General features: G+C 62.0%; 16 protein-coding genes. 5 read left to right on the top strand and 11 right to left on the bottom strand.

Annotation, left to right across the window (positions count from 1 at the left end; genetic code table 11):
- Positions 1 to 109: 109 nt before the first annotated feature.
- From nuoF to K4A76_RS15240, 5 genes are all read right to left on the bottom strand, one after another.
- A complete protein-coding gene (nuoF, locus tag K4A76_RS15260) occupies positions 110 to 1,471 on the bottom strand; it encodes an NADH-quinone oxidoreductase subunit NuoF (RefSeq protein ID WP_274410616.1) in 1,362 nt (453 codons plus the stop codon).
- A complete protein-coding gene (gene nuoE / locus K4A76_RS15255; RefSeq protein WP_003251433.1) occupies positions 1,468 to 1,965 on the bottom strand; it encodes an NADH-quinone oxidoreductase subunit NuoE in 498 nt (165 codons plus the stop codon). The genes nuoF and nuoE overlap by 4 nt, the downstream gene beginning before the upstream one ends.
- A 2-nt stretch (positions 1,966 to 1,967) precedes the next feature.
- The gene (nuoC, locus tag K4A76_RS15250; protein ID WP_029886628.1) at positions 1,968 to 3,749 is read right to left on the bottom strand and encodes an NADH-quinone oxidoreductase subunit C/D; all 1,782 of its coding nucleotides are present in this window, start codon (positions 3,747 to 3,749) and stop codon (positions 1,968 to 1,970) included.
- 79 nt (positions 3,750 to 3,828) lie between these two features.
- Entirely contained in the window at positions 3,829 to 4,506 is a 678-nt protein-coding gene (locus K4A76_RS15245; protein WP_003251429.1) for a NuoB/complex I 20 kDa subunit family protein, read from the bottom strand.
- A 9-nt stretch (positions 4,507 to 4,515) separates the two neighbouring features.
- Entirely contained in the window at positions 4,516 to 4,929 is a 414-nt protein-coding gene (locus K4A76_RS15240) for an NADH-quinone oxidoreductase subunit A (protein WP_003251427.1), read from the bottom strand.
- Positions 4,930 to 6,196: 1,267 nt separating this feature from the next.
- Here K4A76_RS15240 and K4A76_RS15235 point away from each other — a divergent pair.
- Positions 6,197 to 7,192, top strand: coding sequence for an IS110 family transposase (locus K4A76_RS15235; RefSeq protein ID WP_029887815.1), 996 nt, complete (start codon positions 6,197 to 6,199; stop codon positions 7,190 to 7,192).
- Positions 7,193 to 7,835: 643 nt separating this feature from the next.
- Here the strand turns inward: K4A76_RS15235 and aceA are convergent.
- Both aceA and K4A76_RS15225 read right to left on the bottom strand, forming a co-directional pair.
- On the bottom strand, positions 7,836 to 9,161 hold the full coding sequence (aceA, locus tag K4A76_RS15230) for an isocitrate lyase (protein ID WP_054913919.1): 1,326 nt from the start codon (positions 9,159 to 9,161) through the stop codon (positions 7,836 to 7,838).
- A gap of 490 nt (positions 9,162 to 9,651) precedes the next feature.
- Positions 9,652 to 10,416 (bottom strand): secretin N-terminal domain-containing protein, encoded by a 765-nt coding sequence (locus K4A76_RS15225; RefSeq protein ID WP_274410615.1) that lies wholly within the window; start codon positions 10,414 to 10,416, stop codon positions 9,652 to 9,654.
- Between the two features lie 268 nt (positions 10,417 to 10,684).
- Here K4A76_RS15225 and K4A76_RS15220 point away from each other — a divergent pair, with 268 nt between their 5' ends.
- Positions 10,685 to 12,127, top strand: coding sequence for a SulP family inorganic anion transporter (locus K4A76_RS15220; RefSeq protein ID WP_054904921.1), 1,443 nt, complete (start codon positions 10,685 to 10,687; stop codon positions 12,125 to 12,127).
- A 68-nt stretch (positions 12,128 to 12,195) separates the two neighbouring features.
- Here the strand turns inward: K4A76_RS15220 and fusA are convergent, their stop codons facing one another.
- Positions 12,196 to 14,307, bottom strand: a complete 2,112-nt coding sequence (fusA, locus tag K4A76_RS15215) for an elongation factor G (protein WP_274410614.1) — start codon at positions 14,305 to 14,307, stop codon at positions 12,196 to 12,198.
- Between the two features lie 73 nt (positions 14,308 to 14,380).
- Positions 14,381 to 14,806, bottom strand: coding sequence for a hypothetical protein (locus tag K4A76_RS15210; protein WP_009684215.1), 426 nt, complete (start codon positions 14,804 to 14,806; stop codon positions 14,381 to 14,383).
- A 243-nt stretch (positions 14,807 to 15,049) separates the two neighbouring features.
- Between K4A76_RS15210 and K4A76_RS15205 the strand changes: the two genes are divergently transcribed.
- On the top strand, positions 15,050 to 15,352 hold the full coding sequence (locus K4A76_RS15205; RefSeq protein ID WP_029885291.1) for a hypothetical protein: 303 nt from the start codon (positions 15,050 to 15,052) through the stop codon (positions 15,350 to 15,352).
- Between the two features lie 3 nt (positions 15,353 to 15,355).
- On the opposite strand, the gene K4A76_RS15200 is transcribed toward K4A76_RS15205, so the two are convergent.
- Both K4A76_RS15200 and gcvA read right to left on the bottom strand, forming a co-directional pair.
- Positions 15,356 to 16,606: a 2-aminoadipate transaminase gene (locus K4A76_RS15200; protein WP_274410613.1), complete on the bottom strand. Its 1,251-nt coding sequence runs from the start codon at positions 16,604 to 16,606 to the stop codon at positions 15,356 to 15,358.
- Positions 16,607 to 16,731: 125 nt separating this feature from the next.
- On the bottom strand, positions 16,732 to 17,628 hold the full coding sequence (gene gcvA / locus K4A76_RS15195) for a transcriptional regulator GcvA (RefSeq protein ID WP_054914150.1): 897 nt from the start codon (positions 17,626 to 17,628) through the stop codon (positions 16,732 to 16,734).
- 256 nt (positions 17,629 to 17,884) lie between these two features.
- Between gcvA and K4A76_RS15190 the strand changes: the two genes are divergently transcribed.
- On the top strand, positions 17,885 to 19,267 hold the full coding sequence (locus tag K4A76_RS15190; RefSeq protein WP_110676809.1) for an amino acid permease: 1,383 nt from the start codon (positions 17,885 to 17,887) through the stop codon (positions 19,265 to 19,267).
- A gap of 57 nt (positions 19,268 to 19,324) precedes the next feature.
- Entirely contained in the window at positions 19,325 to 19,822 is a 498-nt protein-coding gene (locus tag K4A76_RS15185) for a PaaI family thioesterase (RefSeq protein ID WP_029885287.1), read from the top strand.
- The last annotated feature ends 132 nt before the right edge of the window (positions 19,823 to 19,954 follow it).

Genomic DNA, 19,954 nt, shown 5'->3' with positions numbered 1-19,954 from the left:
GCGTGAGCGGGCGTGGCTAATGGAAATCGGTGAGCCTGCGGCACGCCACGAGTCATTCGGGCCTGCCGGCGGGCTGGCGGGTGGCACGGACCACCCGCGTTCTATCTTTTTATGCGCCGACCACAATCGGCTTCGCCAGGTTCGGGCGCAGGGTGCCAGCGCTTTCAGGCGCCACACCGGCCTCGAACTCCGAGCGGAAGTATTTGATGGCACTGCCCAATGGCTCGACGGCACCCGGTGCGTGAGCACAGAAGGTACGGCCTGGGCCGAGGAAGTTGACCAGCCCCAGCAGCGTCTCGATGTCTTCGGCGCGGCCCTGGCCCTTTTCCAGTGCGCGCAGCATTTTCACGCTCCACGGCAGGCCGTCACGGCAAGGGGTGCACCAGCCACACGACTCGCGGGCGAAGAACTCTTCCATGTTGCGCAGCAGCGACACCATGTTGACGCTGTCGTCGACCGCCATGGCCAGGCCCGTACCCATGCGGGTGCCGACCTTGGCGATGCCACCGGCGTACATCTGCGCATCGAGGTGCTCGGGCAGCAGGAAGCCGGTACCGGCGCCGCCTGGCTGCCAGCACTTGAGCTTGAAGCCGTCACGCATGCCACCGGCGTAGTCCTCGAACAGCTCGCGGGCGGTAACGCCGAACGGCAGCTCCCACAGGCCCGGGTTCTTGACCTTGCCGGAGAAGCCCATCAGCTTGGTGCCGTGGTCTTCGCTGCCTTCACGGGCCAGCGACTTGTACCAGTCATTGCCGTTGGCAACGATGGCTGGCACGTTGCACAGGGTTTCGACGTTGTTCACGCAGGTCGGTTTGCCCCATACACCCACCGCAGCAGGGAAGGGCGGCTTGGAGCGCGGGTTGGCGCGGCGGCCTTCCAGCGAGTTGATCAGCGCGGTTTCTTCACCGCAGATGTAGCGCCCGGCACCGGTGTGCACGAACAGCTCGAAATCGAAACCGCTGCCCAGGATGTTCTTGCCCAAAAGGCCTGCGGCCTTGGCTTCATCAATGGCGCGGTTGAGGTTCTTCGCGGCGGTGGTGTATTCGCCGCGCAGGAAGATGTAGCCGCGGTAGGCCTTCAGGGCGCGGGCGCTGATCAGCATGCCCTCCACCAGCAGATGGGGCTGTTGCTCCATCAGCATGCGGTCCTTCCAGGTGTTGGGCTCCATTTCGTCCGCGTTGCACAGCAGGTAGCGGATGTTCATGGATTCGTCTTTGGGCATCAGGCCCCACTTCACCCCGGTGGGGAAGCCGGCGCCACCACGGCCCTTGAGGCCGGAGTCCTTGACGCTTTGCACGATATCGTCGGCGGACATGTCTGCCAGCGCCTTGCGCGCGGCGGCGTAGCCGTTCTTCGATTCATACTCGGCCAGCCATACCGGTTCGCCGTCGTCACGCAGGCGCCAGGTCAGCGGGTGGGTTTCGGCCGTGCGCGCGATGCGGTTGGCCGGGCCGAAGGAAGTAATGGTCATACGTAACCCTCCAGCAGTTTGGAAACGCCAGCCGGCTGCACGTCACCGAAGGTGTCGTCGTCGATCATCAGCGCCGGGGCTTTGTCGCAGTTGCCCAGGCAGCATACCGGCAGCAGGGTGAAGCGGCCGTCTGCGGTAGTCTGGCCAAGGCCGATGCCCAGTTCGCTCTGGATCTGGCTGACCACCGATTCGTGGCCGCCGATGTAGCAGACCATGCTGTCGCACACGCGGATGATGTGGCGGCCGACTGGCTGGCGGAAAATCTGGCTGTAGAAGGTGGCTACACCTTCGACGTCGCTGGCCGGAATGCCCAGCACTTCGCCGATGGCGTGAATGGCGCCGTCCGGCACCCAGCCGCGTTCCTTCTGAACGATCTTCAGGGCTTCGATGGACGCCGCGCGCGGGTCCTCGTAGTGATGCATTTCGTGCTCGATGGCCGAGCGCTCGGTTTCGCTCAGGGCGAAACGGTCTGTCTGGATAAGCGTGCTGTTCATGCTTAGCGGTCCACGTCAGCCATAACGAAGTCGATACTGCCCAGGTACGCAATGAGGTCGGCGACCATGCTGCCTTTGATCACCGAAGGGATCTGCTGCAGGTGCGGGTAGCTCGGGGTACGGATCCGGGTGCGGTAGCTCATGGTGCCGCCATCGCTCGTCAGGTAGTAACTGTTGATGCCCTTGGTCGCCTCGATCATCTGGAACGACTCGTTGGCCGGCATCACCGGGCCCCACGAGACTTGCAGGAAGTGCGTGATCAGGGTTTCGATGTGCTGCAGGGTGCGCTCTTTCGGCGGCGGCGTGGTCAGCGGGTGATCCGCCTTGTACGGGCCTTCCGGCATGTTGCGCAGGCACTGGTCGATGATGCGGATACTCTGGCGCATCTCCTCGACACGGACCATGCAGCGATCGTAGGCATCGCCGTTGTGGGCCAGCGGTACTTCGAACTCGAAGTTCTCGTAGCCGGAGTAAGGGCGGGCTTTGCGCAGGTCGAAGTCGCAACCGGTGGAGCGCAGCCCGGCACCGGTGGTGCCCCAGGCCAGTGCTTCCTTGGTGTTGTAGGCAGCGACGCCGATGGTGCGGCCCTTGAGGATGCTGTTCTGCAAGGCCGCCTTGGTGTACTCGTCGAGGCGCTTGGGCAGCCATTCGACGAAGTCTTTCACCAGTTTGTCCCAGCCGCGCGGCAGGTCGTGGGCGACGCCACCGATGCGGTACCAGGCCGGGTGCAGGCGGAAACCGGTGATCGCCTCGATCACGGTGTAGGCGCGCTGGCGGTCGGTGAAGGTGAAGAACACCGGGGTCATGGCACCCACGTCCTGAATATAGGTGCCCAGGAACAGCAGGTGGCTGGTGATGCGGAAGAACTCGGCGAGCATGATGCGGATCACGTCGACCTTCTGCGGCACCTGGATGCCGGCCAGCTTCTCCACCGCGAGCACGTACGGCAGGTTGTTCATCACCCCGCCGAGGTAGTCGATACGGTCGGTGTAGGGGATGAAGCTGTGCCAGGACTGGCGCTCGGCCATTTTCTCGGCGCCACGGTGGTGGTAGCCGATGTCCGGTACGCAGTCGACGATCTCTTCACCGTCCAGCTGCAGCACGATGCGGAATGCACCGTGCGCCGAAGGGTGGTTGGGGCCGAGGTTGAGGAACATGTAGTCCTCGTTGGCGCCCTGACGCTTCATGCCCCAGGCTTCGGGGTTGAAGCGCGCCGATTCCTCTTCGAGCTGCTGCTTGGCCAGGGTCAGGCTGTACGGGTCGAACTCGGTGGCACGCGCCGGATAGTCCTTGCGCAGCGGGTGGCCTTCCCAGGTGGGGGGCATCATGATGCGGCTGAGGTGCGGGTGGCCGGCAAAGTCGATGCCGAACATGTCCCAGACTTCGCGCTCGTACCAGTTGGCGTTCGGCCAGATGCTGGTCACTGATGGCAGGTTGAGGTCGCCTTCGCTGAGCGACACCTTGATCATCACGTCGCTGTTACGCTCTACCGACAGCAGGTGGTAGAACACGCTGAAGTCGGCGGCTGGCAGGCCGCGGCGCTGGGTACGCAGGCGTTCGTCGACGCCGTGCAGGTCGTACAGCATGCTGTACGGCTTGGCCACGCCACGCAGGAAGCTCAGCACTTCCTTGAGTTGGGCGCGCTTGACCCACAGCACGGGCATGCCGGTGCGGGTTTCCTGGGCGACGAATGCTTCGGCGCCAAAACGGTTGTGCAGTTCGACGACCACATCCTGGTCGTCAGCCTTGTAGGGCGGAATGAAAATAGCGTTGTCCGCTGTCATGGTCTCGGTCGCTTTGGGTCAACGTTAAGAATGAAGCCAGGCCGCCGGCTCCATGGGGAGCGGGCGGCAGGTCGCTGGATCAGACTTCGTCGGGGCTGCGCAGGTTGGTTACGGCAATGCGCTGCTCACGACGCAAGTCTTTCTGGGCTGGCATCTCGGCACGGTAAATACCTTGATCACCAACAACCCAGGAAAGCGGGCGTCGTTCTTGGCCGATCGACTCCTGCAGCAGCATCAAGCCTTGCAGGAAAGCCTCAGGGCGTGGCGGGCAGCCAGGCACATAGACGTCCACGGGGAGGAACTTGTCGACCCCCTGAACGACCGAGTAGATGTCGTACATGCCACCGGAGTTGGCGCACGACCCCATGGAGATCACCCACTTGGGCTCGAGCATCTGCTCGTACAGGCGCTGGATGATCGGCGCCATTTTCACGAAGCAGGTACCGGCAATGACCATGAAGTCGGCCTGACGCGGCGAGGCCCGGATGACTTCGGCGCCGAAGCGGGCGATGTCGTGGGGGGCCGTGAAGGCCGTGGTCATTTCCACGTAGCAGCAGGACAGGCCGAAGTTGTACGGCCACAGTGAGTTCTTGCGACCCCAGTTGACCGCGCCACGCAGCACATCTTCGAGCTTGCCCATGAAGATGTTCTTGTGGACCTGGTCCTCCAGCAGTTGATCGGTGACGGTTTCCCGTTCACCGACCGGGTACTGCTCGTTGGGCGCATCCGGATCGATTCTGGTGAGATTGTATTGCATGCCAAAGCCTCATTGTTTCAGCTTCGCTTGCCGCTTGCGGCGACCTTCGGGAGCCCAATCAAGTGCCCCGACGCGCCATAGGTAGACAAGACCTGCCAACAGAATTGCTATGAAAACGAGTGCTTCGACGAACCCGGTCCAGCCGCTTTCGCGGACGGACACAGACCATGCAAAGAGAAAGAGGGCTTCGATATCGAAGATCACGAACAGCATCGCGACCAGATAGAATTTGGCGGACAGGCGCAGGCGGGCGCTGCCGACGGGCAGCATGCCGGATTCGAAGGGTTCGTTCTTGGCGCGGCCCCATGCCTTGCTACCGAGCAGGCTGGACAGGCCGAGCATGAAGGCGCACAGGCCGACGACACCCAGGAGGAAGATGGCAAAGCCCCAGTTGTGGGCGATGAGTCCTGCCGAATCGGACATGCTAGAAATCCTTATACAGAGACCCAGCTCTGCAGTCTGAAATAAGTGTAGAGCGGCGACTTGGTGTCGCACATGCAGTGACCAAATGTCGCAGCTGAATCAATCGCGCTGATTTTATGGGTAAACCTGGTGCAAGTAAAATTTCTGTAGCAAATTTATCCGTAGGATTTAGTGCAACAGCAGCGCGTAAATGGCTGAAAGCCTTGAAATTCGGGCATTGCGTGCGCTTTTGTTAATTATGTTTCTTGCGAGTGGTAACGAATTACAAGTTTCGTAATGATAATTAATATCATTTGGCCTGATGCCATTTAATTGGGCTGTTCTGAGCCTTGTAAAGTTCATCTGGCGAGTCCCCCTACTTGTAAATGCGAAAGGGCCGTGTTCTAGCAGCTTAGCGCGGCGGTTGCACCGCTCTGGGTCAATACTTTAGTGGTTGGGTCATGACTGGCTGATGAAGCGGCCGGCCAGTGCTGCCCTGGGTGCGGTGCTGCCACAAGCATAGACGTGATTGTGGGGTTTGTTGGGCTGGCGTGGGTCGCGTGAGGGCTGCCATTTGCATGGCGAAAGGAATGCAGCGCCTGTGAGATCGAGCGCCGCCCGCGCGGCGCTTCGCGGCTAAAGCCGCTCCTACGTTTGTTTCCGGCCAGTCCATCCTGTGCCAGGCGCGCGCGACCGCCTTGTTTGTACGTCGCGATATCGAGGCGTGCGCCAAAGCGTTCGCGCGCAAATCCCACAGGCATAACTGGCCCGAAACAAGCGTAGGAGCGGCTTTAGCCGCGAAGCGCCGCGCGGGCGGCGCTCGATCTGCGCAACACCGCAAAAACCAAGGCAGGCACCTCGCCGCCCTGATGCGGTCCTTGCTGGTTTGTTGCCTCAACATAGACCTGATTATGGGGTTTGTTGGGGCTGCCGTTGGGTCGCGTGAGGGCTGCCATTTATATGGCGAAAGGAATGCAGCGCCTGTGAGACCGAGCGCCGCCCGCGCGGCGCTTCGCGGCTAAAGCCGCTCCTTGTATGTTGTGACTGGCCTGGCGGGAGAAGTTATTCTCGTCAGGCTGAAGAAGCACTTCCGGGGAGGCCGATCGCTCCTGAAGGCAGGGTTTGCCCCTGACCTTGTACGTAGAGAGGCCCCCCGCCTCATTGCCCACCACGAAGAGTATCGAGAAGCCGACAAGTCGGACTTCGCATTACAAGGTTGCAGCGGCATGAAGTTCGAGGTCGGGGAACCGGAGGCCATTGTTACCTAATTCGCTTGGGAGAGGGAAGAATGAGTGTCTGGGTTGGCCTCGATATCGGCTCACGGACTTCGGTCGTTGGGGTGCGTAAAGATGGGCGCACTGCCGGTCAGTGGGATATCGCTCAAACCCCTGCCGGTCGCAAGGCTGCGGTGAAAAAGCTGCAGGCGCTCAAGCCTACGTCGATCGTGATGGAGGCGACCGGGATCTATTACCTGGACTTGGCCATTGAGCTGCACGCTGCTGACCTACCTGTTTCCGTGATCAACCCCAAGAGCTTCCACAACTTCGCCAAACTGATGCTGGTGAACAGCAAGACTGACGCAATAGATGCTCAGCTGCTGTCCGAGTACGGGGAGCGTATGACCCCGCGTTTGTGGACACCTCCAAGCACTGTACAGCTTGAACTCCGAGGCCTTGGCCGGCACATCAATCGTTTGGTGGGACACCGTATCAGGGCGAAGAACGAGCTGCATGCATTGCAGGCGACCGCCACGACTGCCTCGATGTTGATCGAGGATCAAGAAGAAGAGATTGCTTCACTAAGTAATCGAATCGAGCGCTTTCGTAAGGCAGGGCGCGAGTTAATCGCCCAGTGTCCAAGGCTAACTCGACAGTACGAGCAACTCCTCGCAGGCCCTGGGATTGGAGAGGTCTCGGCGCTGGCCGCCCTGGCTGAGCTGACCACGCTGCCCGAAACGCTCAAGTCCTCTCAGGTCGCTCGTCATGCTGGCCTTGATGTTCGACAGACACAGTCTGGAACAAGCATTGATAAACCTGGTCGGCTCGGCAAAAGCGGGAATGCCTATTTACGGGCAGCCATGTACATGCCTGCGCTGACGGCGGTGCGCTGCGATCCTTATGCGAAGGCTTTTTATGAGTCGCTGATCAGCAGGGGCAAGAAAAAAATGCAAGCGATCGCCGCTGTCATGCGCAAGTACCTGACAGGCATCTGGGCGTGCATGAGCGGAGATGAGCCATTTGATACGGCCAAGCTTTTCAGCTCTGAACACCTCAGAAAAGCTTGACCGCCAACAGAGTATCTACGTTTGTTTCCGGCCAGTCCATCCTGTGCCAGGCGCGCGCGACCGCCTTGTTTGTACGTCGCGATATCGAGGCGTGCGCCAAAGCGTTCGCGCGCAAATCCCACAGGCATAACTGGCCCGAAACAAGCGTAGGAGCGGCTTTAGCCGCGAAGCGCCGCGCGGGCGGCGCTCGATCTGCGCAACACCGCAAAAACCAAGGCAGGCACCTCGCCGCCCTGATGCGGTCCTTGCTGGTTTGCTGCCTCAACATAGACCTGATTATGGGGTTTGTTGGGGCTGCCGTTGGGTCGCGTGAGGGCTGCCATTTGTATGGCGAAAGGAATGCAGCGCCTGTGAGATCGAGCGCCGCCCGCGCGGCGCATCGCCGGCAAGCTGAACTGGCATGCAGCACAGAGGCACCCCTGATAGGCACGATTCGTCTGTAGGAGCGGCCTTGTGTCGCGAAAGGGCCGCAGAGCGGCCCCGGCAATTTTGCGGTGGCGCACAGATCCCGGGGGCGCTACGCACCCCTTTCGCGACACAAGGCCGCTCCTACAGGGTTCATCCGCGAAAGGGCCGGTACCGGCAAAAACAAAGGCCCGGCGCTTTTACAAGCTCCGGGCCTTCGTTCAACCGCATTCCACTATCAGTGGAACTGCTCTTCTTCGGTCGAACCCGTCAGTGCAGTCACCGACGAAGCCCCACCCTGAATAACAGTGGTCATGTCGTCGAAGTAGCCAGTGCCCACTTCCTGCTGGTGCGCCACGAAGGTGTAGCCCTTGCTGGCGTCAGCGAATTCCTGCTCCTGCAGCTTCACGTAGGCGGTCATGTCATTGCGGGCGTAGTCGTGCGCCAGGTTGAACATGCCGTGCCACATGTTGTGGATGCCGGCCAGGGTGATGAACTGGTGTTTGTAGCCCATGGCCGACAGTTCGCGCTGGAACTTGGCAATGGTGGCGTCGTCCAGGTTCTTCTTCCAGTTGAAGGAAGGCGAGCAGTTGTACGACAGGATCTGGTCCGGGTACTCCTTCTTGATCGCTTCGGCGAAGCGGCGGGCTTCGTCCAGGTCCGGTTTGGCAGTCTCGCACCAGATCAGGTCGGCATACGGCGCGTAGGCCAGGCCGCGGGCGATGGCCTGGTCGAGGCCGGCGCGCACTTTATAGAAGCCTTCACGGGTGCGCTCGCCAATCACGAACGGCTGGTCGTACGGGTCGCAGTCGCTGGTCAGCAAGTCGGCGGCGTTGGCGTCGGTACGGGCCAGGATAATGGTCGGCACACCCGACACGTCAGCAGCCAGGCGCGCGGCCACCAGCTTCTGCACGGCTTCCTGGGTCGGTACCAGTACCTTGCCACCCATGTGGCCGCATTTTTTCACCGAGGCCAGCTGGTCTTCGAAGTGCACGCCGGCAGCGCCTGCTTCGATCATGTTCTTCATCAGCTCGTAGGCGTTCAGCACGCCGCCGAAACCGGCTTCGGCGTCGGCCACGATCGGGGCGAAGTAGTCGATGTAGCCGTCGTCGCCTGGGTTCTTGCCCGCTTTCCACTGGATCTGGTCAGCGCGGCGGAACGCATTGTTGATTCGCTTGACCACGGTCGGTACCGAGTCGACCGGGTACAGCGACTGGTCAGGGTACATGGACTCGGCCGAGTTGTTGTCGGCGGCAACCTGCCAGCCGGACAGGTAGATAGCCTGGATGCCGGCTTTTACCTGCTGCACTGCCTGGCCGCCGGTCAGGGCGCCCATGCAGTTGACGAAGTCTTTCTCGGGGCGGAAGGACGGGTGGGCACCTTCGGTGACCAGCTTCCACAGTTTCTCTGCACCCTGGCGGGCAAAGGTGTGCTCGGGTTGCACGGAGCCACGCAGGCGAACGACATCAGCGGCGGTGTAGGTACGGGTCACGCCTTTCCAGCGCGGGTTCTCGGCCCAGTCTTTCTCGAGGGCTGCAATTTGCTGTTCGCGTGTCAGTGCCATGGAAATAAACCTCGTCGCATCGATCTTGAGTTAATTGTGCTGATGCTCGGAGCAGATCAGGTGCCTGGCGGCTGTCCTGTTCGCAGGCGTGCGGCGGCGAACGCGAAGGCTCGAAGGGGAAGGAGAGTGCAGGCCAGGCAGAGGGCGCCCCGGCAGGTCGGCTCGTGGATGCCTAACTGCGGTGCTACGCGATTGCCAGTACTGCGGTGATGCGCTTCCGTCCCTCGGGACAACTTCTTCGTTGCAGTCGCAATCCCGTCGAACCGCCTTGTGGGCCGTATAGACACAAGGCGCCTCCGGGGGTGGGAGGAGCGCGCCTCGAAGGCCCTTGCCAGGGCCCCTGATTAGCGGGAGCGAGGCCATCATGCCCTTGGGAAAAACACCCTGTCAAATGTTTTGTAGTGGTTTTTTGTGCTTACTACATCTTTGGTCTAATACGACTTGTCAGTCAGTTTCAAGGCCTTTGGTCGAGGCCTTGAATTGCCTGGGATCAGTCCAGAAGGTCGACTTTTACCCGCACAGTCATGTTTTCACCGCGCTGGGTGCTGTAAATGCGGTTGGCGGGGCTGCGCTCGGCTTGGCTCTGCTGGTTGTAGCCTGCCAGTGTGAGCCACTCGCCGAGCTTGCCGGTGATGGTTGTGTCGGTGCTTTGCACTTTCACTACATCTGCACGTTCGTTGCTGATGCGGTCATTATTGCTGCTGATTTGCAGACGGACCGTATCGCCGCTCACGCTTGGGGTTACATAAAAACCTTGGGTCACGTTGCGGTATTCGGTGTTGCTCTGGAGGCGCCCGTAGCCGTCGGTGCTGGTGCTGGTAACCGGGATGCTCTGGCCAACCTGGATGAGTGCTGGCTGGCCTTCGCTGGCCTGAACTTGCTGCATGCCACCGTCGCGGTTGCTGGTGCCGTAGCGAATGACCTGGCCGTTGCCCCGGTTGTCCTGGAAGTTGCTGTCGTTGTTGTCAACGCTGATCAGCAGGCGCTTGGGCGCGGTATCCAGCTGCTGCAGCAAGGCACGCAGGTCGTCGATGCGCTCGGGGCTGGCGTTGACGATCAGCTTGTTCTCGAAGGCGCTGACCGTGCCGTCTTTGGCGATGAATGCCTGTGCGGCAGGCAGCAGTTCGGCACTGCTGCGGTGCTGCAGCGGCAATACCTCGGTGGCGGCCTGGGCGGTGAGGCTGGCGGCCAGCAGCAGGGCGGCGCATAGGGGGCGTAGCGGCATGTCCATGATCTCCGCAGGTGGGGTTGCCATGATGGCAAAGGCGTCCTGCCTGTGCTGGATGCACATCAAAAACTGCCTTTTACCCTGGCTTTATCCAGGAAACTATAAATTATAGTCAGCCAGATAATTGCAGATAATCGCCCTCCACAGGCCGTGCCAGGGAGCCTGAGAGCCCTTCGGCTACATTGCGCGGTGGCTGCTGTCAGACAAATTCCGTAACATCCCGCCTTCGATTTTTGCCCGCTCTAAAGGCCGTACAGGTGCCCCAGGCTGTTGTCCGGCTAATTACAGGATGCCCATGAAACACACCCGACTACGCGCCGACCTGCTCGCCGGCCTGACCACCTCGTTTGCCTTGGTGCCCGAGTGCATCGCCTTTGCCCTGGTGGCCCACCTCAACCCGCTGATGGGCCTGTACGGTGCGTTCATCATTTGCACCTTGACCGCACTGTTCGGCGGTCGGCCGGGCATGATTTCCGGGGCTGCCGGCTCGATGGCGGTGGTGATCGTGGCGCTGGTGGTGCAGCACGGCGCGCAATACCTGCTGGCAACGGTGCTGCTGGGCGGGGTGGTGATGATTCTGTTCGGCCTGCTGCGCCTAGGCAAGCTGGTGCGCCTGGTGCCGTACCCGGTCATGCTAGGCTTCGTCAACGGCCTGGCCATTGTCATTGCAATGGCCCAGCTAGAGCATTTCAAAAACGGTGAGCACTGGCTCAGTGGCACGCCTTTGTACCTGATGATCGGCCTGGTGGCGCTGACCATGGCGGTGGTCTACCTGTTGCCGAAGCTCACCCGCGCCGTACCGCCGGCACTGGTGGCGATTCTTGGCGTTGGCCTGCTGGTGTACCTGCTCGGCCTGCCCACCCGCACCCTGGGTGACATGGCGCACATCGCTGGCGGCTTGCCGGGGCTGGCGCTGCCGGATGTGCCGTGGAACCTGGAAACCCTCAAGATCATCGCCCCCTACGCGGTGCTGATGGCCATGGTCGGCCTGCTGGAAACCCTGCTCACGCTGAACCTGACCGACGAAATCACCGAAAGCCGCGGCTACCCGGACCGCGAGTGCGTGGCATTGGGCGCCGCGAACATGGTGTCGGGCCTGTGCGGTGGCATGGGGGGTTGCGCAATGATCGGGCAAACGGTGATCAACCTGAGCTCCAACGGCCGTGGCCGGCTGTCGGGTGTGGTAGCCGGGGTGATGATTCTGCTGTTCGTGTTGTTCCTGTCGCCTTTGATCGAGCGTATTCCCCTGGCGGCGCTGGTTGGCGTGATGTTCGTGGTGGCCCAGCAGACCTTTGCCTGGGCGTCCTTGCGGGTGTTGCACAAGGTGCCGGTCAACGATGTGCTGGCGATCATCGCGGTGACCGTGGTCACGGTGTTTACCGACCTGGCCATGGCAGTGCTGTTCGGCATCGTGATCGCGGCGCTGAACTTTGCCTGGCAGCATGCCCGGGAGTTGTACGCCGACAGCCATGAAGACGCCGATGGCAGCAAACGCTATCAAGTGCATGGCACGCTGTTCTTCGCCTCGACCACTTCATTTCTCGACCAGTTCGATGCCGCCAGCGACCCGGCCCAGGTCACGCTGGACTGCCAGCACCTGAGCTTTGTCGATTACTCGGCGGTTGCCGCACTGCAGACCTTGCGCGAGCGTTATGCCAAGGCGGGCAAGCACCTGCGCGTGGTGCATCTGTCGGAGCGGTGCAAGAAGCTGTTGAAGCGGGCAGGGGAGCAGCACTGAGAAAGGTTATTGTCTGTGCTGGCCTCTTCGCGGGCATGCCCGCGAAGAGGCCGGTACAGGCGAATGAATCACTCCCCGCGGTTTTTCTTGACGATGCCATCGGCAATGCTGGCTGGGGCCTCGGCATAGCGGGTGAACTCCATCGAGAAGCTGGCCCGGCCCTGGGTCATCGAGCGCATCGAGGTGGCGTAGCCGAACATTTCGCCTAGCGGCACCTCGGCGCGGATCACCTTGCCTGCCGGGGTTTCGTCGCCGTCCTGGATCATGCCCCGGCGCCGGCTCAGGTCGCCTAGGATGTCGCCCTGGTATTCCTCGGGGGTGACCACCTCCACCTTCATCACCGGCTCCAGCAGTACCGCGCCGCCTTTTTGCGACAGCTGCTTGGTGGCCATCGACGCTGCGATCTTGTAGGCCATCTCGTTGGAGTCCACATCGTGGTACGAGCCGTCATACACCGCTGCCTTCAGGTTGATCAGCGGGTAGCCGGCCAGCACGCCGTTCTTCATCTGTTCTTCGATACCTTTCTGGATCGCCGGGATGTATTCGCGTGGCACCACGCCGCCGACGATCTCGTTGACGAACTCCAGGCCTTCCTTGCCTTCGTCACCGGGGGCGAAGCGGATCCAGCAATGCCCGTACTGGCCGCGGCCGCCGGACTGGCGGACGAAGCGGCCCTCGATCTCGCAGGTGTTGCGGATTTTCTCGCGGTAGGCCACCTGCGGCTTGCCGATATTGGCCTCGACGTTGAATTCACGGCGCATGCGGTCGACGATGATGTCCAGGTGCAACTCGCCCATGCCGGAGATAATGGTCTGGCCGGTTTCTTCGTCGGTGCGCACGCGGAATGACGGGTCTTCCTGGGCCAGTTTGCCCAGGGCGATGCCCATTTTTTCCTGGTCGGCCTTGGTTTTCGGTTCCACGGCCACGGAAATCACCGGGTCGGGGAAGTCCATGCGCTCCAGGATGATCGGCTTGTCCATGTCGCACAGGGTGTCGCCGGTGGTCACGTCCTTCATGCCGATGAGGGCAGCGATGTCGCCGGCGCATACGTCCTTGATCTCCGCGCGCTGGTTGGCGTGCATCTGCACCATGCGGCCGATGCGCTCTTTCTTGCCCTTGACCGAGTTGAGCACGGCATTGCCGGAGCTGAGCACCCCGGAGTACACCCGGGCGAAGGTCAGGGTGCCGACGAACGGGTCGGTGGCGATCTTGAAGGCAAGGGCCGAGAACGGCTCCTTATCGTCGGCATGGCGTTCCAGGTGCTTGTTTTCGTCGTCGGGGTCGGTGCCCTTGATTGCCGGGATTTCCGAAGGGGCAGGCAGGTAATCGATCACCGCATCGAGCATCAGCGGCACGCCCTTGTTCTTGAACGAGGAGCCGAGGATGGTGGGTACGATTTCGTTGTTCAGGGTGCGTTTGCGCAGGCCGGCCTTGATTTCTTCGATGCTCAGCTCTTCGCCCTCGAGAAACTTCTCGGTCAGTTCGTCATTGGCCTCAGCCGCGGCCTCCACCATCTTCGCGCGCCATTCATCGGCCAGCACCTTGAGCTCGGCAGGTATCTCTTCTTCGCGATAACTGGTGCCGTTATCGGCATCGTTCCAGTAGATAGCTTTCATCTTCACCAGGTCGATCTGGCCGATGAAATGCTCTTCACTGCCAATGGCCAGCTGGATCGGCACCGGGTGGTGGCCCAGGCGCTGGTCGATCTGTTTGACCACCCGCAGGAAGTCGGCGCCCTGGCGATCCATCTTGTTGATGTAGGCCAGGCGCGGCACGTGGTACTTGTTGGCCTGGCGCCAGACCGTTTCGGACTGGGGCTCGACGCCGTCGGCGCCGCTGAAGACCACCACGGCACCATCGAGCACGCGCAGCGAACGTTCCACTTCGATGGTGAAGTCGACGTGGCCGGGGGTGTCGATGATGTTGAACCGGTACTTGTCGGCGAACTGCTTGGTCGAGCCTTGCCAGAAGGCCGTGGTCGCCGCCGAGGTGATGGTGATGCCGCGCTCTTGCTCCTGGGCCATCCAGTCCATGGTCGCGGCGCCATCGTGCACCTCGCCCATCTTGTGGTTGACCCCGGTGTAGAACAGGATCCGCTCGGTAGTCGTGGTCTTGCCGGCGTCGACGTGGGCGACGATGCCGATGTTGCGGTACAGCTCGATGGGCGTTGTGCGGGCCATGGCGGACTACCTGCGGCTGGGCGGATTCCACCACGTTAGCAGACCCGTGGAATCCTGCCGTGCCGCCGGGCTGTCAGTCGGCCTGGGCCTGCAGCAGCCACTGGCCATCCACTTCGCGAGCCAGGCCACACGCCGGTAGCAGGGCCAGCAAGCGTGGGTGCAGGCCGGCTTCGGTGAAGGTCTTGAGCGTGGCCAGGTCCAGCGCGCCGATCAGGTTCAGGTCGGCCTTGGTATAGGACAGCCAGGCTTTCTTCAGCACCTGGGCCACATCGCTGCCGGCGGTGCTGGCGAAACGGCGGTGCCACGGGCGGCCGTCGAAGGTGAAGGTGTGCGCGTGGCTATAGGTGCTGGGGTCGGCACCTTCGACGCAGCGGTGGCAGCGGCACGGGCCCTCGCCGAAAGCGTTGCGCAGGTAGCTGTTGAAGTCCACCACCGGCTTGAGGGACAGACGTTTGTCGACATCGAACAGGTCGGCGATCAGGGGTTCTTCGGCGCTCACTCGGGATCCTCGTGTGGTGTGGCGTGCATCGGCGGGCACCCTAACAGATCGGGGCGGCCAGATCACCTGTTGCAGGGCTGGCCGCTTCGCGGGTGAACCCGCTCCCACAAGGGCTGCAGCGTATTCAAGGGTTGTATGCCTGTGGGCGCTGGCTTGCCAGCGATGAGGCCAGTAGAGACAACAGGCAATGCCTGCCGTACTCTACGCGCCCATACGCCTACCCACCCATTGAGGTAACCCCGCTTGAGCACCCAGTACCCGTACATCGCCACCGTCACCATCAGCGCCGAGGACCGTGGGGGCGATACCGAGGCATCGGAAAACCCCGGTATGCGCGTTGGCCTGGAGGCGGTGACCGAAACCCTGAAAAAGGTGCATTTCGTCGGTACGCTCGCGGCGCCTGAAAAGAATGCCACGCACATTTGCGTCACCCTGGAGAACGGCCTGACCTACTACGGCCCTATCGTCAATGGCCATGCCGAACTCGAAGGCGGCTGGATCGCGTTCGAGTCCGACATGCTCACCCCGGCAGAGCTGGGGCTGTAACGCTCAGTTCAACTCCGCCAGGCACTGCTCGAGGATATCCAGCCCTTCTTCGAGCACCTCGGCCTCGATGGTCAGCGGTGCCAGCAGGCGGATGATGTGCCGCGCCTTGCCGCTGGGCATCAGCAGCAGGCCTTTGGCGCGTGCCGCGTCCAGCACCTTGGCCAGTTGCGCCGGGGCCGGGCTGCCGTCTGCATTGACGAATTCAATCCCGCGCATGGCGCCCACGCCTGTCAGGCGCCCGATGAACGGGTACAGGCCCGAGGCCGTCCAACGCTGGTGGCGGCTGACGATGGCCTGCTCCTGGCGCTCACCCCAGGTAGCCACGTTCTCGTCGGTCATCTGCGCCAGGCTGGCCAGTGCTGCCGCACAGGCAATGGGGTTGCCCGAGTAGGTGCCGCCGAGGCCGCCCTTGGGTAATGACCCCATCAGGTCCTTGCGCCCGACCACCGCACCCAAGGGCATGCCGCCGGCAATGCTCTTGGCCAGCAACAGCAGGTCGGGCTCGAGCCCCAGGCGCGGGAAGGCGAAGCGCTGGCCGGTGCGGCCAAAGCCTGACTGGATCTCGTCGATGATGATCAGGATGCCGTGCTGGTCGCAGAAGCGGCGCAGGGCCTGGGCGAAGGCCGGGTCGAGGGTCAGGAAACCACCTTCTCCCTGCACTGGCTCAAAAATGAACGCCGCCACGTCTTCCACGGCCAACTCGACGCTGAACAGGCGGTCCATGGCCTTGAGTGCCTGTTCGCAGGTGACCCCGGTGTCCGCGCTCGGGTAGGGCAGGTGGTAGACCGGCCCGGGCAGCTCGCCGACCCGTTGCTTGTACGGGGCGACCTTGCCGTTGAGGTTCAGGGTAGCCAGGGTGCGGCCGTGGAAGCCCCCGTCGAAGGCGATGATGGCCCGTTTACCGGTGGCGCCACGGGCCACTTTCAGGGCGTTTTCCGCGGCTTCCGCGCCGCTGTTGGTGAGCATGCCGGCCAGCGGGTAGCTGACCGGTACGAACTGGCTCAGTTGCTCCATCAGCGCCAGGTACGGACCATGGGGGGCGGCGTTGAAGGCATAGTGAGTGAGGCGGGTGGCCTGGGCCTGGATGGCCTCGACCACGGCCGGGTTGCAGTGGCCCAGGTTGAGCACGCCGATACCGCCGACAAAGTCGATGTAACGTTTGCCGTCAGTGTCCCAGACTTCGGCATTGCGGCCATGGGAAAGTGTGATTGGGTGAACGATGGCAATCGACTGGCTGATACTTTCCTGGTTCATGACACACGCGGACCTTGTTCGAGTTTCTTATTATCCAAACGTGTTCGCAGGTTATTCCGCAAACGAATTATTCGATTGCGGTCATTCCATGGATTCGTGATCTGGCCGATACTTCGCCATTCAAATCAATCCCCCTCAGCTACCCGCTCCCGTATCCACTGCACAAAAGCCCTTATCTTGGGCACTTCGGCGGCATGTTCGGCATGGGCGATGAAGTGCCGGCCATTGCTTGGCACCGGGTGGTCCCAGGCCACCACCAGCTTGCCTTCGCTCAATTCCTCGGCCACCAGGTAGCGCGGGATCAGGGCGATGCCACAACCGGCGATGGCCGCGCGGATGCACAGGTAGAAGGTGTCGAAACGCGGCCCGTGGTAGCTGTTCTGGCTGTGCAAGCCCAGCCCCAGGAACCACTCATGCCAGGCTTCGGGCCGCGACACGCACTGCAACAAGCGGTGCTCGGTCAGTGCCTGGGCACTGTCGAAAGGGTGGCTGGCCAGTAGCTGCGGGCTGCACACCGGCACGACCTCTTCACTGAACAATTCGATGCAGGTTGCCCCGGGCCAGGTGCCCTGGCCGAAGAAAAAGGCGATGTCGGCCTTGGCCTGGACCAGGTCGAACGGCTCCAGCTCGTTGCGTATGTCCAGGTGAATACGTGGGTAGCGGTCGCCGAAGCCCTTGAGCCTGGGCACCAGCCAGCGCGCCCCGAAGGTGGGCTGGGTAGCGATGCGCAGCACTTCGGTTTCGTCGCCATAGCTGAGGATGTAGCGGCTGGAAATATCGATCTGGGTGAGGATCTTGTTCACTTCGGTGAGGTACAGGGCGCCGGCCGGGGTCAGGTGCAGGCGCCGGCGAATACGCTGGAACAGCGAGTGCGAGAGCATGTCTTCAAGCTGCGCCACCTGCTTGCTGACGGCGCTCTGGGTCAGGTGCAGCTCTTGCGCCGCACGGGTGAAGCTGAGGTGGCGGGCGGCCGCTTCGAAACACTGAAGGGCGGTGGTCGAGGGCATCAGGCGTTTGGACATGACGGGCGAATACCGAGCAAAAAAGTAAGGAGTTCATTCCAAAACGGAATCATGTGTTTCGAAAAGGTCGTTTGTTGACCCCGGCCTATAGATTAATACTGACCTGGATCAACAATGACAACCGGTCATGTAGAGAGGAGGTCGTAAACCCGCTTTCGGTCTTTGCAAAACAACAACAACACGCATCAGAAATTTAAAAGAATTCTGCTCCGACCTTCAGCCGCCATGCCGCGGCCGACCCATTCGAGGGTTCTTCATGGCTTCTCACGACAACAAGAAACAGCGCTCCTTGCAGCACGGCCTGACCTCGCGCCAGGTGTCCATGATTTCCATCGCCGGCATCATCGGCGCCGGCCTGTTCATCGGCTCGTCCAATGCCATTGCCACCGCCGGCCCGGCGATCCTCATCTCCTACGCCATGACCGGCCTGCTGGTGCTGCTGGTCATGCGCATGCTGGGTGAAATGGCCATCGCCAACCCCAACAGCGGCTCGTTCTCGACCTATGCCAGCGAGGCCATCGGCCCGTGGGCCGGGTTTACCATCGGCTGGCTGTACTGGTGGTTCTGGGTACTGATCATTCCGGTCGAAGCCATCGCCGGCGCCGACATCCTGCATGCCTACTTCCCGGGCGTGCCCTCGTGGCTGTTCGCCTTCCTGATCATGCTGGTGCTGTCGGGCACCAACCTGGTCAGCGTGAAGAACTTCGGTGCGTTCGAGTACTGGTTCGCCTTGGTCAAGGTGGTGGCGATCATTGCGTTCATCGTGGTCAGCGGCCTGGCGGTGTTCGGTTTCTGGCCGCTGGCCGAGGTGTCCGGGGTCAGCCGCCTGTGGGACCACGGCGGCTTCATGCCCAACGGCTTCGGCACCGTACTGGGTGGCGTGCTGATTACCATCTTCTCGTTCTTCGGTGCCGAAATCGTCACCATCGCCGCTGACGAAACCGCCAACCCGAAAGACAAGATCCGCCGTGCCACTAACCTGGTGGTCTACCGCATCGCGATCTTCTACCTGGCCTCGATCTTCCTGGTGGTGTCGCTGGTGGCCTGGAACGACCCGGCATTGAAGGCGGTCGGTTCGTTCCAGCGGGTGCTGGAAGTGCTGAACGTGCCGGGGGCCAAGCTGCTGGTCGACCTGGTGGTACTGGTGGCAGTGACCAGTTGCATGAACTCGGGCCTGTACACAGCCTCGCGCATGCTCTATTCGCTGGGCGCGCGTGGCCAGGCGCTGAGCATGACCAAGCGCATTGCCGGCTCCGGGGTGCCGACCGTGGCCGTGCTGTTCTCCACCTTGGCAGGCTTCGCCGGTTGCCTGGTCAACTATGTTTTCCCTGGCAAGGTGTTTGGCTTCCTGTTGTCTACCACCGGTGCCATCGCGTTGCTGGTGTACCTGGTGATCGCCGTGTCGCAGCTGCGCATGCGGGCCCGCGCCGAACGCGAAGGGCGCCCGCTGGAGCTGAAAATGTGGCTGTTCCCTTACCTCACGTGGCTGGTGATTGGCACCATTGTCATGGTGCTGGGCTACATGCTGTTCAGCGATGCCTACCGTTATGAAACACTGATGACCGCCGGGGTGACCCTGTTCATCCTGCTGGTGTCGCTGACCCAGCGGCGTGGCCGCGTGGTTGCGCAGGCCGCCTGATGTTTCTGCTTTAATGGGGGCGTTGCGCGCCCCCTTTTTCATCAGCACAGGAAGCGTATGAACGACCAGCCCCTTTCCCTCCAGGCCATGGCGGCACCAGACGGTACCTGCTACGGCTGCGGTTGTTCCCACCCCAGCGGGTTGCACCTGCAAAGCCATTGGCATGCCGATGGTATCCACCTGGTCTGCAGGCATGCCCCGGACAGCACCTTCAGCGGTTGGCCGGGCCTGGTGTACGGCGGCCTGCTGGCGATGCTGGTGGATTGCCATTCCAACTGGACCGCCATGGCCTACCACTACCGGCACGAAGGCCGCGCGCCGGGCAGCTTGCCGCGCATCGACTGCGTGACCGGTACGCTCAACCTGACCTACCTGAAACCCACCCCGATGGGCATCGAATTGCTGCTCAAGGCCCGGGTAGAAGGTGAAGTAGGTCGCAAAAGCCGGGTGATCTGTGAAGTCTGGGCTGGCGATGTACTGACCGTGACGGCGGACTCGGTGTTCGTCCGCGTCGATACCGAAAAACTCAAGCTCAAGGCCCACGGCCAGGGCTGAGCAGCGTCGGTTTCAGAATGCGCCTGGTCGCTCGTACGCAACCCTTCGGCGGCATAAGTGCCATGCTTGCAGGATGCCGTCGGACCAGCGCACGCAGATGCGCGGCCGTCAGCGAGGAGGCCGCCGCCATCG

Origin of the sequence: Pseudomonas sp. NEEL19 (assembly GCF_028751975.1) — a bacterium.
GTDB lineage: Bacteria > Pseudomonadota > Gammaproteobacteria > Pseudomonadales > Pseudomonadaceae > Aquipseudomonas > Aquipseudomonas juntendi.
This window is presented reverse-complemented; position numbering and strand designations above follow the sequence as displayed.